The organism is Cupriavidus sp. 22TCCZM01-5 (assembly GCF_057798915.1).
In genome coordinates, this window is sequence record NZ_JBYOJR010000031.1 from 33,932 (window position 1) to 47,498 (window position 13,567).

17 protein-coding genes are annotated in these 13,567 nt (G+C 65.7%); 7 read left to right on the plus strand and 10 right to left on the minus strand.

Annotation, left to right across the window (positions count from 1 at the left end):
• Positions 1-16 precede the first annotated feature (16 nt).
• The 10 genes from AC3FNH_RS24430 to nifA all read right to left on the minus strand — a co-directional run bounded on the left by AC3FNH_RS24430 (position 17) and on the right by nifA (position 7,956).
• Positions 17-1,171 (minus strand): cysteine desulfurase family protein, encoded by a 1,155-nt coding sequence (locus tag AC3FNH_RS24430; RefSeq protein WP_488721883.1) that lies wholly within the window; start codon positions 1,169-1,171, stop codon positions 17-19.
• Positions 1,172-1,206: 35 nt separating this feature from the next.
• Positions 1,207-1,503, minus strand: a complete 297-nt coding sequence (locus AC3FNH_RS24435; RefSeq protein WP_488721933.1) for a DUF3024 domain-containing protein — start codon at positions 1,501-1,503, stop codon at positions 1,207-1,209.
• A gap of 53 nt (positions 1,504-1,556) precedes the next feature.
• Positions 1,557-1,835 carry a nitrogen fixation protein NifZ gene (locus AC3FNH_RS24440; RefSeq protein WP_488721934.1) on the minus strand — a complete coding sequence of 93 codons (279 nt, stop codon included), beginning with the start codon at positions 1,833-1,835 and terminating at the stop codon, positions 1,557-1,559.
• 5 nt (positions 1,836-1,840) lie between these two features.
• Complete coding sequence (locus AC3FNH_RS24445; RefSeq protein ID WP_488721884.1) at positions 1,841-2,221, minus strand: nitrogen fixation protein NifZ; 381 nt, start codon at positions 2,219-2,221, stop codon at positions 1,841-1,843.
• The gene (locus tag AC3FNH_RS24450; protein WP_488721885.1) at positions 2,214-3,038 is read right to left on the minus strand and encodes a 4Fe4S-binding leucine-rich repeat protein; all 825 of its coding nucleotides are present in this window, start codon (positions 3,036-3,038) and stop codon (positions 2,214-2,216) included. Before AC3FNH_RS24450 ends, AC3FNH_RS24445 begins: the two co-directional genes overlap by 8 nt.
• Positions 3,035-3,616, minus strand: a complete 582-nt coding sequence (locus AC3FNH_RS24455) for a hypothetical protein (protein ID WP_488721886.1) — start codon at positions 3,614-3,616, stop codon at positions 3,035-3,037. The genes AC3FNH_RS24450 and AC3FNH_RS24455 overlap by 4 nt, the downstream gene beginning before the upstream one ends.
• 16 nt (positions 3,617-3,632) lie before the next feature.
• Positions 3,633-4,037: a HesB/IscA family protein gene (locus AC3FNH_RS24460; RefSeq protein ID WP_488721887.1), complete on the minus strand. Its 405-nt coding sequence runs from the start codon at positions 4,035-4,037 to the stop codon at positions 3,633-3,635.
• Positions 4,038-4,104: 67 nt separating this feature from the next.
• Complete coding sequence (locus AC3FNH_RS24465) at positions 4,105-4,299, minus strand: 4Fe-4S dicluster domain-containing protein (protein WP_488721888.1); 195 nt, start codon at positions 4,297-4,299, stop codon at positions 4,105-4,107.
• Positions 4,300-4,378: 79 nt separating this feature from the next.
• Positions 4,379-5,974, minus strand: coding sequence for a nitrogenase cofactor biosynthesis protein NifB (nifB, locus tag AC3FNH_RS24470; RefSeq protein ID WP_488721889.1), 1,596 nt, complete (start codon positions 5,972-5,974; stop codon positions 4,379-4,381).
• A 284-nt stretch (positions 5,975-6,258) separates the two neighbouring features.
• Positions 6,259-7,956 (minus strand): nif-specific transcriptional activator NifA, encoded by a 1,698-nt coding sequence (gene nifA / locus AC3FNH_RS24475; RefSeq protein WP_488721890.1) that lies wholly within the window; start codon positions 7,954-7,956, stop codon positions 6,259-6,261.
• A gap of 281 nt (positions 7,957-8,237) precedes the next feature.
• Here nifA and AC3FNH_RS24480 point away from each other — a divergent pair, with 281 nt between their 5' ends.
• The 7 genes from AC3FNH_RS24480 to AC3FNH_RS24510 all read left to right on the plus strand — a co-directional run bounded on the left by AC3FNH_RS24480 (position 8,238) and on the right by AC3FNH_RS24510 (position 13,248).
• The gene (locus AC3FNH_RS24480; protein WP_488721891.1) at positions 8,238-9,467 is read left to right on the plus strand and encodes an IscS subfamily cysteine desulfurase; all 1,230 of its coding nucleotides are present in this window, start codon (positions 8,238-8,240) and stop codon (positions 9,465-9,467) included.
• Between the two features lie 40 nt (positions 9,468-9,507).
• Positions 9,508-9,942, plus strand: coding sequence for a Fe-S cluster assembly scaffold IscU (gene iscU, locus AC3FNH_RS24485; RefSeq protein ID WP_488721892.1), 435 nt, complete (start codon positions 9,508-9,510; stop codon positions 9,940-9,942).
• A 64-nt stretch (positions 9,943-10,006) separates the two neighbouring features.
• A complete protein-coding gene (gene erpA / locus AC3FNH_RS24490) occupies positions 10,007-10,381 on the plus strand; it encodes an iron-sulfur cluster insertion protein ErpA (RefSeq protein ID WP_488721893.1) in 375 nt (124 codons plus the stop codon).
• A gap of 7 nt (positions 10,382-10,388) precedes the next feature.
• Positions 10,389-10,712 carry an iron-sulfur cluster assembly protein IscA gene (iscA, locus tag AC3FNH_RS24495; RefSeq protein ID WP_488721894.1) on the plus strand — a complete coding sequence of 108 codons (324 nt, stop codon included), beginning with the start codon at positions 10,389-10,391 and terminating at the stop codon, positions 10,710-10,712.
• A 46-nt stretch (positions 10,713-10,758) separates the two neighbouring features.
• Positions 10,759-12,633 (plus strand): Fe-S protein assembly chaperone HscA, encoded by a 1,875-nt coding sequence (gene hscA / locus AC3FNH_RS24500; protein WP_488721895.1) that lies wholly within the window; start codon positions 10,759-10,761, stop codon positions 12,631-12,633.
• A 35-nt stretch (positions 12,634-12,668) separates the two neighbouring features.
• Complete coding sequence (locus AC3FNH_RS24505) at positions 12,669-13,004, plus strand: 2Fe-2S iron-sulfur cluster-binding protein (RefSeq protein ID WP_488721896.1); 336 nt, start codon at positions 12,669-12,671, stop codon at positions 13,002-13,004.
• On the plus strand, positions 12,994-13,248 hold the full coding sequence (locus tag AC3FNH_RS24510; protein ID WP_488721897.1) for a hypothetical protein: 255 nt from the start codon (positions 12,994-12,996) through the stop codon (positions 13,246-13,248). The genes AC3FNH_RS24505 and AC3FNH_RS24510 overlap by 11 nt, the downstream gene beginning before the upstream one ends.
• The last annotated feature ends 319 nt before the right edge of the window (positions 13,249-13,567 follow it).

Sequence of the window (13,567 nt, forward strand, 5' to 3'; positions counted from 1 at the left end):
TCCGATAGTTCCAGGTTCAGATCGTTTGTGCAGCTGAGGCGGCCGACTCCGCCAGCAGCGGCAGCAGCAGCGGTGGCAGCGCTGCGACGATGGTTTCAATGTCGCGCACCGTCGTTTCGACGCCGAGCGAGAAGCGCACCGCGCACAACGCCTCGTCGCGCGCCACGCCCATCGAGGTCAGCACGTGCGACGGCTCGCTGCCGCCGGACGAGCACGCCGAGCCGGACGACGCGGAAACGCCAATCTGCTCACAGCGCTGCAATACGGTTTCGGCTTCCAGCAGGCCGATGCGCAGGTAGCTCGTGCCCGGCAGGCGCGGCGCGGCCGCGCCGTACACGCGTATGCCGGGCAGCGCACGGCGCAGACCATCTTCGAGCGCATCGCGCAGCGCGGCGAGACGCTCGGCCTCGGCCGCAACGTCGGGCAGCTGTTCGAGTGCGGCGGCAAAGCCGACAATTGCAGGCAGGTTCTCGGTGCCGCCGCGGCGATGCCGTTCCTGGCTACCGAGAAACAGCGGCGCGAGCGGTACGCCGTCGCGCACCACCAGCGCGCCGATCCCCTTCGGGCCATGCAGCTTGTGCGCGGACAGCGACACCGCGTCAGCGCCAAACGCTGCGAAATCAAACGGCTGCTTGCCGACGAACTGCGTCGCATCGACGTGCAACCGCGCGCCCGCAGCATGCGCAAGCGCGCACAGTTCGGCAACGGGCATCAGCACGCCGGTCTCGTTGTTGGCCGCCATCACCGACACGACTGCGACGTCCGGGCCGATCACGCGCGCCGCGTCGTCGAGATCGAGCGTGCCATCCGCGCGCGCCCCAATGAAATCGACCGGATGGCCTTGCGCGGCGAGCGTGCGCGCGAGTTTCAGATGCGCCGCATGCTCGAGCGCACCGAACACGAGGCGTGGCCGCTCCGCCGCCGGCGCGGACAGGCCGAGCACAGCGAGATGGTTCGCCTCGGTCGCGCCGCTGGTGAAGATCAGTTCCTTCGCCTTGCAGCCGAGCGCGCCCGCGATCGTCGCGCGCGCGGCAGCCAGCGCGCGTTTCGCCTGCTGGCCACGCCGATGCTGCGATGACGCGTTCGCCCACACGTCGGTCAGCGCGGCAAGCATCGCATTGATCGCTGCCTGCGCGGGCGGGGTCGTTGCGTTGTGGTCGAGATAGATCATCGTCGGCTCAGTTTCCATGCAAGGTCAGACGTGCGTCATTGCCAGAACACGCGATCGGCATCGACGCACAGCATGTCGAGCAACGCGTCGAGATCGGCGCTCTCCTGCCACCAGCTCCATCGGGCAGCACAGTGGTCGCGCATGTACAGTTGCCAGAGCCCGGATGGGCCCGGCGCGATCCGTGCGATGTCGATCACACCGCCTTCCGGATCAACGTTGCGCGAGCAGCACGGGCTTTCGATGCGGAAGCCGTCGCCGTCCTGCAGCACGCGCGGGCTGACGTAGCGGTATCGCACGCGCTCACGCAACGCGCGCTCGATGCGGTGCAGCATCAGATCGACGACCACCGCGCCGGCCGCGCGCCCGACCGGCGGCTCGCAGGCGATCACGACGCGGCCTCCTCATCGTGTTCCGGCAGCAGCCCGGCCGGCGCCGGTGCGATCTCGTCCTCGGTGCAGCCGATCACCTGCCGGCCGAACTCGACCAGATAGACCGGCTCGCCCGTCTCGACGACCTGCCCGACGTTGACGATCTCGCCGAGCGCGCCGGCTTCGACCAGGCGTTCGCCAGGCAGGCGCTCCGGATAGGTGCCGTCGTTGAACAGATCGTCCAGCGCGATCACGCGCATGCCCCACGCATATTCGGGCTCCCGCATCGGTTCCATCATGCTCACGATGCTGTCTCCTGTTCGCCGCTTGCGCCCTGCTCTGCGCCGCGGCCGAGCCCGCCGAGCCGGCCCGCACGCTCGCCGAGCTTCTCGAGCACGTCGTCGGGCAGGTTGTCGAGCGTGCAAAGTTCCTTCGCTCGCATCCCGACCCGATGGCCGGTTTCCACGAAATCGACCGCGTAGATGTAGAACTGCTGCAGGAACTGGTTGATGCTCATCACGTAGCCGATGTCGCCCTTGTTGACAAGCACTTCGCCGATGTCCTTGCCGTTGTACGTCCCGTCGTTGCGGATCACCGAGCGTGCGATCACCCGTTCGCCAAAGGAAAAGCGCGGCGGAAAGGCGACCTCGATCACGTCGTCGTCGCGGTTAATGTCACCCATGATCGGCTCCTGTATCGAGTTCCAGCGGTTGTGACGGATCGTCCGAATGCAGCCGCCGTCTGGCGAGCGTGTGCACTTCTTCGTCAACGTCGTCAAGCAGCAGAACGATGATGCCCGGCGGCGCGCGCCGCGCGATTTCCCAACGCACGCGCCAATCCGTGTCGCCCAGCATGCGGCTGAGCAGCGGTGCCGGCAGCCGCTCGGCAACCAGTTGGCGCACCTCGGCGTCAGCGTCGCCAACCATGCGCAGCAGCGCGGGCATGTCGATCCGTTCGGCGACGCGCATACGCACGCAGCGGTCGGCATCCTGCGTCATCGTCGGCAGCAGCGGCACCGGTAGACGCCGCGCGACCCATTCGCGCACGCCGTAGTCGGGGTCCCCCCGCATGCGAACCAGCGCGGCTGGTTCCAGGCGCTGCGCGACCCGGATCCGCACCTCCCGATGCGGATCGCCGATGAGCCGTGACAGATACGCATGCGGCAAACGCAGCGCGATTTGCAGACGCACGGTCTCATCCGGATCGTCGATCAGCGCCGGCAGCCGGAACACATCCGCATAGCGTGCCGAAATCGCGCGCACCTCGAAATACGGGTGCGTGAGCTGCGCGTTGCTGAGCGCCGGGTGCCAGCGGAAGAAACGGTCGATGCGGCGCGCGTATGCGTCCTGTATGCACGCGTGGCCGGGCTCGCAGCCGTCACGCTCCGGCCTCGCACGCAGGTGCTCATACGGGCAGCTCGCGCAATCGACCGGGCCGCCTTGCCAGTGCAGCGATGGAATGTCGCCCGCAGGAGAACGGGCCGCGCCGGGCCGGCTCATCGCCCTACCTCCGTCCGCTCCGCCCAGCCGCGCGCCGGATGCGCGCGCAGCGCTTCGTCATCGTCGGCGAATTCACTGCGCTCGTGGCGCACCAGCACTTGCATCAGCACCGCGCCGCCGACCCGGTCGTCTGGATCCAGATGCCGAAGTTCGTTCAACTGTGTGCGCGCCGCATCCGCGTCGCCGAGCCGCAGGTTCAGATACGCGAGCCCCTTCAGCACGAACAGATAGAAGCGCACTGCCGCGTCATAACGCACCGCTTCGCCGTCAGGGGGCACGTCGCCGAAGCGGGGCCCAAGCGCTGCGCGCGCAATCGCCAGCGCGGCCTCGCCGACCGTGCGCGCCTGCGCAAGCTGGTGGCCGTAGAAATGAAAGCGGTACAGCGCGATCAGCGGTGCCGGGTGCGTGGGCGCCGCTGATCGCGCGCGCTCAAGCAGCGCACGTGCGTCGTCCGGGCGATCCCGCAACCGGCCAGCCTCGTCGATCCATGCGACAAGGTGGTCCGGCAAGCCGGCGCCGAGCGCCGAACTGCCGAAATCGGCCAGGACGTCGTCGAGTGCGCTGGATTCGGCGAACATGGCCAGCTCCTGTCGCTCAGGACGGACGCGACAGCCCGGGCGGCCGCCCGCGCCCGATCGCATCGATGCCGATCTTGGCAAGGCCGGGGGCGGCCGGCTCGGCACTGCTGCACGCGCATGGCGCCTGGCTGGGGTTGGTGAACTTGAGGCCCGACTGCGTCGGCGTATCGATGAAATCGATCGTCACGCCGTCGAGGAGCATGCGGCTCTCCGCCGCCAGGAACAGGCGCAGGCCGTCGATCTCCAGCACCTGCTCCCCAGGCCCCGGCTCGGCCTCGGCGCTGAACTCGGAGTTGTAGCCCGAGCAGCCGCCCGGGCTGACAGCGAGACGCAGACCCGCGCCGGCGGGCAGCCCCGAGAAGCGGACGATGCGGCGCATGAACTTGTCGGCCGCGCTGGTGATGGTCACATTGGGCAGCATGATCCCTATTCACTCCTTATGGTTGAAACGCACGATTGCGATTGCGTCGTGCGGTGAATGCGATGCGTCAGGCCTGTACGATGCAGCCATCGACCGGGCATACCGCCACGCATTGCGGGGCGTCGAAATGCCCTTCGCATTCCGTGCACTTCTTCGGGTCGATGACGAACACGCCGCCCTTCTCGCTGATCGCAACGTTCGGACACTCCGGCTCGCACGCGGAACAGCCGGTGCAGGTCGAACCGATAATCTTCAGGGCCATCTTGATGCTCCTCTCGTGGGGGTGATATCTGATTGGCACCGCCCCTTTCACCTTCAGGAGCGGCGCCATCGGGCAATGCTCAGGCCGCTGCCACACCGCTGGTAAATGCGCCTTGGCGGATCGCCGCGTCGCCGCGGTCGGCGTGCACGATCGCGCCGGATGCGATGCGGCCGCGGTAATCGTTGAACCAGGCCAACGCCGCCTTCTCGATGAACTCGCCGGCGAACTGGTCCACCGGCTCGATGCCGGCCTGTGCCAGTTCATCGCGCGGGCACGCACCGATCTTGGCGACCAGTACCGCATGGCAGTCATTGATCGCGCGCACCACCGACGGCAACTGCTCGTCGTCACCGAAGCCGCCCTGGCAGTACAGATCGACGCGGCGATGGCCGACGAACAGCGCTTCGGCCGCCGACACCTCGAAGATCTGGAACTCGGTCACGTGGCCGAAATGCTCGTTCACGCGGCCGCGGCCCTTGGTCGCGACGGCCACCAGCACCTTCAGGTCCTCCGCGACGTCGATCGCCTTCGACGCGGCCAGCGCTTCCTGCTTCGCCGCATGCTGCGCGTTGCGCTCTTCCTCGACGCGGTTCTGGTATTCACGGCGTCGATCGAGGTCATACACGACTTCCATCTGTTCGATCTTGTCGAGCGTGAATTCCTCGCTGCGGTCCTCACCGAGCAGGCCGACCGCGTCCGCGCGGCACTGGCGGCAGTGACGCATCAGGTTCGCGCCGCCCATGCATGCGTCCTGCACCGCCTTCAGTTCCTGCGCGGTCGGGCCGCGCTGGCCGTTCAAGCCGAAGTAGGTGCCGTGCTCGGCTTCGGAGATCAGCGGCATGATGTTGTGCAGGAACGCGCCGCGCTTCTTCACCTCGCGGTTCACCTCGATCAGGTGCTCGTCGTTGATGCCCGGGATCAGCACCGAGTTGATCTTGGTCAGCACGCCGCGCGCGGTCAGCATCTCAAGACCCTTCATCTGCTGCTCGTGCAGGATCTTCGCGGCCTCATAGCCTGTCACACGCTTGTGATCCCAGAAAATCCACGGATAGATCTTCTCGCCGACCGCCGGATCGACCATATTGATCGTGATCGTCACGTGGTCGATGTTGTACTTGCAGATTTCATCGACCAGCTCCGGCAGCGCGAGCCCGTTGGTGGACAGGCACAGCTTGATGTCGGGCGCCTGCTCTTGCAGCATCCGGAACGTGTCGAAGGTCTTCTTGGGGTTGGCGAGCGAATCGCCGGGGCCGGCAACGCCGAGCACCGTCATCTGCGGAATCTCGCTGGCAACCGCGACGACCTTCTTCACTGCCTGCTCGGGCGTCAGCTTCTGCGACACCACGCCGGGACGCGATTCGTTCGAGCAGTCGTATTTGCGGTTGCAGTAGTTGCACTGGATGTTACAGGCCGGCGCGACCGCGACGTGCATCCGCGCGTAGTGGTGATGCGCTTCTTCCGAGTAGCACGGGTGGTTCTTGACCTTGTCCCAGATCTCGGCTGGCATGTCGTCGGGGCCGCCCGACGAGCCGCAGCTCGCCTTGCCGTCGCCGCCGTGCGTTCCGCAACCGCCGCCGGTGGCCGGCACGTCTAGCGGCTCGCCGAGAGACTTGATCTGGCCAATGCCGATGTAGGCCGACGATGGGGGGGTACTGGCGTTCTCAAGACTTTGCATCGGTTCTCTCCAGAACAGGCGACGGGGGTGCGTGCGTCCTGCAAAGCCAGATCCGTGCCACGCGCTCGGACCCGCGCCAGCGGCGGGTTCTGGAGGAAATGCATGTGCGAATTGTCGCAGACGTCAGGGGTGTGGAGGCGACAACATCGGCGTTACCTGTCGAGGTTGCGACAAAGCGCACAATGCGCGCGAGACACGGGTAACCGGAATTAACTGGAACCGGTAAACGCAACACGCGCGCGCATTGCTGCGCGCGCGTGCGATGGCAACGTTTCCTTTGTCGCTCAGAAGCGCCGGACTTCGATCCCGTACTTATGCAGCGCGTAGCCGATCTGCCGCGGCGTGATATTCAGGAGCCGCGCGGCCTTTGCTTGTACCCAGCCGCAGCGTTCCATCGCCCAGATCAGCCGGTCGCGCTCGCCTTCCGGCTTACCCTCATCACCACTGACGCCGCCATACGATTCATAAGGATCGTGCGGGTCGTCGGCATGCAGCCCATCCACCTTGTGCTCGTGCGGCACGTCCGCGCAGGCGCCGCCGGAATGGGGCGTCGGCGCTTCGTAGACTGGAATATCCGCGAGCCGCGAAGGACGCACCGCGTCCTCCCGCTCGATGTGATGCAGCACCTTCGTCAGGCAGCGGTCCTCCTGGCAGAGGAATGCGAGGCGGTCGATCATGTCGTGGTGCGTCATCGTCGCGGTGCGCTCCACGCAATTCTCCAGCTCCCGCACGTTGCCCGGCCAATAGCAGCTCGTCAGCACGCGCATCGCCTCTTCGCTGAAGCGCAGCGACCGGTTGTTGTCGCGGTTGAATCGCTCGAGAAAATGCTGCGCCATCGCCGGAATGTCATCGCGCCGCTCGCGCAGCGGGGGCAGCTGAATGCTGACGACATTGATCCGGTAATAGAGATCGGCGCGGAACTCGCCATCCTTCACCATGCGTTCGAGATTGCGATTGGTAGCGAGAATCAATCTCACGTTAACCTTCACTGGCATCGTGCCGCCGACCCGCTCGAACTCGCGCTCCTGCAGCACGCGCAGCAGCTTCGCCTGGAACGACGGCGAGATGTCGCCGACCTCGTCGAGGAACAGCGTGCCGCCGTGCGCCATTTCGAAGCGCCCCTTGCGTAAACCTTGTGCACCGGTGAAGGCGCCCTTCTCATGGCCGAACAGTTCGCTTTCGAGCAGGGTCTCGGTCAGTGCCGCGCAGTTCACGGAGATGAACACCTCGTCCCTGCGCTGCGACAGCCGGTGAATCGCACGTGCGATCACTTCCTTGCCGGTGCCGCTCTCGCCGCGCAACAGCACCGTCGTGCGCGCCGGCGCAACCTGGTGGACCTGCGAGAATACCTCCTGCATCGGCGCCGACACGCCGACCACCTGATCGAGCTGTTGCACGGGCCGGATCGCCTTCTGCATCCGCCGCACCTCGCTCTGAAGCCGGTCGTGCGCAGAGCTGACGCTACGATGAAGCAGCAGCGCCTGCCCCATCAGCGTCGCGACGATTTTCAGCAGATGCAGGTCGTTTGCGAACACGCGGCTGCCGTCCACATTCTTGCAGAACGCGACGAGCACGCCGAGCGTGCGCTGTTCGTGCCGGATCGGCATGCCGAGCAGCGCGACCGCCCCTTCTTCCGGCGTCCCGGCGCCGCCAGTGCGATCGAGGAACAGCGGCTCGTTGCGTACTTCCGGCACGATCACCGGCGACCCGCTTGTGAAGATGCGCCCGACGATGCCTTCGCCGGGGAGGAACCGCACGCGCTGCCGCCAGTCGGCCGACAGCCCGATGCTGCACAGGCCGCTCAGACTGCCGTCCGGGACGGTCACGACGATGAATGCGGAACGCCAGTTGAGTGCATAGGCAAGATAACGCAGCGTCGTGTCGAAGGTCCGGCTGACATCCAGCGAAGAGATCAGTGTCTTGCCAACTTCATAAACGACGTCGAGATCACGATGGCGCTCACTTCTATGGGTATTCGGCATGGGCTTTCGCTCCGCGATGGCTGACCGCATTTTCCGACAATGCAAGCAATATTCGCGCCCATAACTTGCCCGTAACTTACAAAATCGGACATACACAGTCTATGGGTTTCGACAAAGCCGACAAATCCGACAAGACCACCCGATCCTCACACACCCGCTTCCGACAAAGACAACACCCCGCGACACACACATATACGTCAATACAGCGTTCTCAGGCAAAAAAACCATGGCATGGAGTTTGCGGATGGCCCCTCGTCAAGATCGCTGTCGAGGAGTTCATCATGCCGGACGCCCGCCCCCATCGGGAGCAGCCCGTTTATCTGGACTACGCGGCCACCACGCCGGTCGATCCGCGGGTCGCGCATCGCATGTTGCCGTACATGACGCAGATCTACGGCAACCCCGCGAGCCGCTCGCACGCGTATGGCTGGGCGGCGGAGGAAGCGGTCGAACTGGCGCGCGAGCAGGTCGCAAGCCTCGTCAACGCCGATCCGCGCGAAATCGTCTGGACGTCCGGCGCAACGGAATCGAACAACCTTGCCATCAAGGGCGCCGTGCAGTTCAACCAGGTGCGTGGGCGGCGCATCGTGACGGTGGCGACCGAGCACAAGGCGGTGCTCGACACGGTGCGCGAGCTCGAACGTCAGGGCTACGAGGCCGTCGTGCTACCGGTCCGCGAAAACGGCCTGGTCGATCCCGCTGAGTTCGAGGCCGCACTGACGCCCGGTACCGTGCTCGCGTCGGTGATGTACGTGAACAACGAGACCGGCGTGGTACAGGATGTCGCGATGCTCGGCGCGATATGCCGTGCGCGCGGCGTGCTGCTGCACGTTGACGCTGCCCAGGCAGCCGGCAAGGTGCCGATCGACCTCGACACGCTACCCGTCGATCTGATGTCGTTCTCCGCTCACAAGGTGTATGGCCCGAAAGGGATTGGCGCGCTCTACGTCCGCCGCAAGCCGCGCGTGCGGATCGCAAGCCAGATGCACGGCGGCGGCCACGAGCGCGGCATGCGCTCGGGCACGCTGCCGACCCATCAGATCGTCGGCATGGGCCATGCGTTCTGGCTCGCGCGCGAAAGCATATTGCTCGACAACGAGCGTATCCACGCACTGCGCGAACGGCTGTGGGCCGGCTTGTCGAAGCTCGATGCAGTCGAACTGAACACCGACCTCGAACACAGCGCGCCGCAATATCTGAACGTCAGCTTCCATTACGTTGAAGGCGAATCGCTGCTGATGGGCATCAAGGGCATCGCCGTGTCATCAGGCTCCGCATGCACGTCGGCGAGCCTCGAACCCAGTTACGTGCTGCGCGCGATGGGCCGCCCGGATGAACTCGCGCACAGCTCAATCCGCTTCTCGCTCGGCCGCTTCACGACTGAAGCCGAAATCGATCTTGCAGTCGCGCGGCTCACCGACGTCGTCGCCCGCCTGCGCGCGATGAGCCCACTCTGGGATCTCGCGCGCGATGGCATTGATCTGGCAGCAATCCAGTGGGCCGCGCACTGAGCGCCCTTCCCCACAAACCACGCACCACGCGGAGCATGCAATGGCATACAGTGACAAGGTCCTCGACCACTACGAAAATCCCCGCAACGTCGGCTCGTTCGACGCAGACATGGAAGGTGTCGGCACGGGGATGGTCGGCGCACCCGCCTGCGGCGACGTGATGAAGCTCCAGATCCGCGTCAATGAAGCCGGCGTGATCGAGGACGCCAAGTTCAAGACCTACGGCTGCGGCTCTGCGATTGCGTCGAGTTCGCTCGTTACGGAATGGGTGCGCGGCCGCACGCTCGATGAAGCGCTGGCGATCAAGAACACCGACATCGCGGAAGAACTCGCGCTGCCGCCAGTGAAGATCCACTGCTCGATTCTCGCCGAGGACGCGATCAAGGCGGCCGTTGCCGATTTCCGTGCGCGTCACTCGGAGGTGGATGGAACGGCCGGCGCCGATCCCCGCACCGTCACACAGCCTGCCGCCTAATCCGGCGCAAGCTGAATTTGATTTGAATTGACGTCCATCTTCTTTCCCCTATGAGGACAGCACAATGGAAACCCTGCAATCCGCCCCCGCCGATGCACCGGCCCTGCCGCCGTCGTTTGTCGATTTCACCCCGGACGCGGCGGCGAAGGTCGCGTCGCTGATCGAATCCGAAGGCAACCCTGCGCTGAAGCTGCGTCTGTACGTGTCCGGCGGCGGATGCTCCGGCTTCCAGTACGGCTTCGCATTTGACGATCAGGTTGCCGAAGATGATCTGCAGATCGTCACCGATGGCGTCACGCTGGTGATCGATTCGATGAGCCAGCAATATCTCGCGGGCGCCCGCGTCGATTACGAGGACGGGTTCGAAGGCTCGCGCTTCGTGATCCAGAACCCGAACGCGCAGAGCACCTGTGGCTGCGGCAGTTCCTTTTCGATGTGAGGGCGCGATGGCAATCTCCCTGACCTTGGCGGCGGCGCGCCATGTCGAGAACGCACTGAAAAAACGCGGCAGCGGCATCGGGCTGCGCCTCGCGGTCAAGACGAGCGGCTGTTCGGGCTTTGCGTATGCGCTCGAATTCGTCGATGCGCCGAATGACGAAGATCATTGCTTCGATGCGCATGGCGTCAAGGTCGTAGTCGATCCGCGCAGCCTGCCGATGCTGGATGGCACCGAGCTCGACTTCGTCCGTGAGGGGTTGAACGAAGGCTTCAAGTTCCACAACCCGAACGCGACCGCGAACTGCGGCTGCGGCGAGAGCTTCGCCGTCTGAGCCGGGCCGCGCGCGAGATTCAGAATCGATCGAACCGGAAACCGACATGGCACTCTTGCAGATCGCCGAACCCGGCCTGGCCGCTGCGCCGCATCAGCACCGGCTCGCCGCCGGCATCGATCTTGGCACGACGAACTCTCTCGTCGCCACCGTACAGAGCGCGCTCGCGCGCGTGCTGCCGGATGCGGATGGCGAAGCACTGCTGCCTTCGATCGTGCGCTACCATCCGTCCGGTGACACCGACGTCGGCCGCGACGCGCGCACACATCAGGTTGACGATCCCTGCAACACCATCGTCTCGGTGAAGCGGCTGATGGGCCGCAGCCTCTCGGATGTGGCCGGTGCCGACGCGCTGCCGTACCGGTTCATCGACCGGCCCGGCATGGTTGCGCTCGACACCGCCGCAGGCGAGCGTTCGCCCGTCGAGGTGTCTGCCGAAATCCTGCGCACGCTGCGGGTCCGCGCCGAAGCGTCACTCGGCGGCGAGCTGGCCGGCGTCGTCATCACCGTGCCCGCGTATTTCGACGACGCGCAGCGGCAGGCTACGAAAGACGCCGCGCGGCTTGCCGGCCTCACCGTGCTGCGCCTGCTGAATGAGCCAACCGCCGCCGCCGTCGCGTATGGCCTCGACCGCGGCGCGCAGGGTTCGTTCGTGGTCTACGATCTCGGCGGCGGCACCTTCGACGTGTCGGTTCTGAAGCTGTCGAACGGCGTGTTTGAAGTGCTCTCGACCGGCGGCGACTCGGCGCTCGGCGGCGATGATTTCGATCACGCGATCGCCGAATGGCTGTGCCGTGCGCACGGCGTCGCCGGACTCGCGGCGCTCGCGCCGGGTGAACAGCGTGCCGCGCTGACCGCCGCGCGCGCCGCGAAGGAAGCGCTGTCGCACGCGCCGACCGCCGACTTATCGATCCGGCTGTCGAGCGGTACAGCGTTGCGCCAGACGCTGTCGCGCGCAGCGTTCGCTGACCTCGCGGAAGCGCTCCTCGCGCGCACGCTGTCGGCGACCAAGCGCGCATTGCGCGACGCGCAACTGGCGATCAGCGACGTCGACGGCGTAATCCTCGTCGGTGGCTCGACGCGGATGCCGGTCGTGCGTGAGGCCGTGGGCGAAATGTTCGGCCGGGAGCCGCTCGCCGATATCGATCCCGACCAGGTCGTCGCACTCGGCGCTGCGAAGCAGGCCGACATCCTCGCCGGCAACGCAGGCGGCGACGGCTGGCTGCTGCTCGACGTGTGCCCGTTGTCGCTCGGCATTGAAACGATGGGCGGCCTGGTCGAGAAAATCATCCCGCGCAACTCGACGATTCCGGTCGCACGCGCGCAGGAATTCACGACGTTCAAGGACGGTCAGACCGTGATGTCGATCCACGTCGTGCAGGGCGAGCGTGAATCCGTCTCCGACTGCCGTTCGCTCGCACGCTTCGATCTGCGCGGAATCCCGCCTGCGGTGGCCGGCGCCGCGCGCATTCGCGTCACGTTCCAGGTCGACGCGGACGGACTGCTCGCCGTCACCGCGCGCGAGCAGCGCACCGGCGTCGAGGCCCATGTCGAGGTCAAACCGTCTTACGGGCTGAGCGACGGCCAGATTGCGTCGATGCTGCGCGAAGCGATCGACATGTCGGTGGACGACATGCAGTTGCGCTCGCTGCGCGAAGCGCAGGTCGATGCGCGCAGGCTGCTCGACGCGACCGAAGCCGCGTTGTCGGAGGACGCATCGCTGCTGTCGGCCGCCGAACTGTCGGCTGTCCGGCTGTCGATCTTCCGCGTTGCCGATGCGCTCGGCACCGGCGCGTCAACTGACCAGGTGCGCGAAGCCGCTGACGTGCTGTCCCGCGCGACCGAAGGCTTTGCCGCACGTCGGATGGACGCATCAATCCGGCGCGCATTGGCCGGCCGTGCGGTGGACAGCCTCGCCTGATCGCCTGACAGCACAATAGACCCCGAAGAGCGAGCATGCCGCGCGTCCACATCCTGCCCCACCCCGCCCTCTGCCCCGATGGCTTCGCATTCGACGCGAAGTGCGGTGCGTCGCTGTGTGAAAGCCTGCTGGCCAACGGCATTGAGCTTGAACACGCCTGCGAGATGGTTGCCGCCTGCGCGACGTGTCACGTTCATGTCCGTCAAGGCGGTGCGTCGCTGGCACTGCCCGACGACGAAGAGAGCGACCAGCTTGACAACGCATGGGGACTCGACGCCGACTCACGGCTGGCCTGCTGCGTGAAACTGCGCGACGCGGATCTGACGGTCGAGCTCCCCCTGCATACGCGCAACCTGGCGCGTGAGCGCTGAATACCATTCTGAGCATCGGCTTTGGGTGTGCCACGTGCTGGACGCCCCGAGAGGGCCACAGGCGACGTGCGCGGGCGCGTTTCTGGGCATCTTCCACTCCAACGGCCTCGAACACTTTCGCGGGCTGGATGAAGCCCGGCACGTCGAATACCTGTGGGCGTGCCGGGACTTTGCCGAGGATGCATTCAAGGCGCTGACCATATGGGATGGCACAGACACGCGTAAAGACGCTGATCGTCATTGATCGGCAATCCCATCTCAAGCTTGCCGCGCTCAGAACCGCATGCGGCAAGTTCTGATGCCAAACACCGAGTCCCTGACCCGACGCGTCGCGTTCCGATCCCCGAATACCGCAGTGTGAGGCGCAGGCTCCGCGCTCAGACATTCGATTTCCGCGCTGCGAGCGCCACCCTTGGCCATTTGCGCTTCGCCTTCCGGCCTGAAACACCGGCACAGGCCCCCGGACTCGCCGCCTCCTGTTAGGAGCACTATGAAAAGTGACATCCAGCCCCGCTACCGGGGCTGCGATCTGAGCGCGCCCATCGCTGTCCGAAACAGGACAT

Excerpts from the sequence above, each read along its gene's own strand:
- AC3FNH_RS24440 (WP_488721934.1), bottom strand. The coding sequence starts at position 1,835 with ATGGAACCGATGCGGGAGCCCGAATATGCGTGGGGCATGCGCGTGATC.
- erpA (WP_488721893.1), top strand. The coding sequence starts at position 10,007 with ATGGAAACCCTGCAATCCGCCCCCGCCGATGCACCGGCCCTGCCGCCG.
- nifA (WP_488721890.1), bottom strand. The coding sequence starts at position 7,956 with ATGCCGAATACCCATAGAAGTGAGCGCCATCGTGATCTCGACGTCGTT.
- iscA (WP_488721894.1), top strand. The coding sequence starts at position 10,389 with ATGGCAATCTCCCTGACCTTGGCGGCGGCGCGCCATGTCGAGAACGCA.
- hscA (WP_488721895.1), top strand. The coding sequence starts at position 10,759 with ATGGCACTCTTGCAGATCGCCGAACCCGGCCTGGCCGCTGCGCCGCAT.
- AC3FNH_RS24505 (WP_488721896.1), top strand. The coding sequence starts at position 12,669 with ATGCCGCGCGTCCACATCCTGCCCCACCCCGCCCTCTGCCCCGATGGC.
- AC3FNH_RS24455 (WP_488721886.1), bottom strand. The coding sequence starts at position 3,616 with ATGTTCGCCGAATCCAGCGCACTCGACGACGTCCTGGCCGATTTCGGC.
- AC3FNH_RS24435 (WP_488721933.1), bottom strand. The coding sequence starts at position 1,503 with ATGCTGCACCGCATCGAGCGCGCGTTGCGTGAGCGCGTGCGATACCGC.
- AC3FNH_RS24430 (WP_488721883.1), bottom strand. The coding sequence starts at position 1,171 with ATGATCTATCTCGACCACAACGCAACGACCCCGCCCGCGCAGGCAGCG.
- AC3FNH_RS24480 (WP_488721891.1), top strand. The coding sequence starts at position 8,238 with ATGCCGGACGCCCGCCCCCATCGGGAGCAGCCCGTTTATCTGGACTAC.
- AC3FNH_RS24445 (WP_488721884.1), bottom strand. The coding sequence starts at position 2,221 with ATGGGTGACATTAACCGCGACGACGACGTGATCGAGGTCGCCTTTCCG.
- AC3FNH_RS24450 (WP_488721885.1), bottom strand. The coding sequence starts at position 3,038 with ATGAGCCGGCCCGGCGCGGCCCGTTCTCCTGCGGGCGACATTCCATCG.
- nifB (WP_488721889.1), bottom strand. The coding sequence starts at position 5,974 with ATGCAAAGTCTTGAGAACGCCAGTACCCCCCCATCGTCGGCCTACATC.
- AC3FNH_RS24465 (WP_488721888.1), bottom strand. The coding sequence starts at position 4,299 with ATGGCCCTGAAGATTATCGGTTCGACCTGCACCGGCTGTTCCGCGTGC.
- iscU (WP_488721892.1), top strand. The coding sequence starts at position 9,508 with ATGGCATACAGTGACAAGGTCCTCGACCACTACGAAAATCCCCGCAAC.
- AC3FNH_RS24460 (WP_488721887.1), bottom strand. The coding sequence starts at position 4,037 with ATGCTGCCCAATGTGACCATCACCAGCGCGGCCGACAAGTTCATGCGC.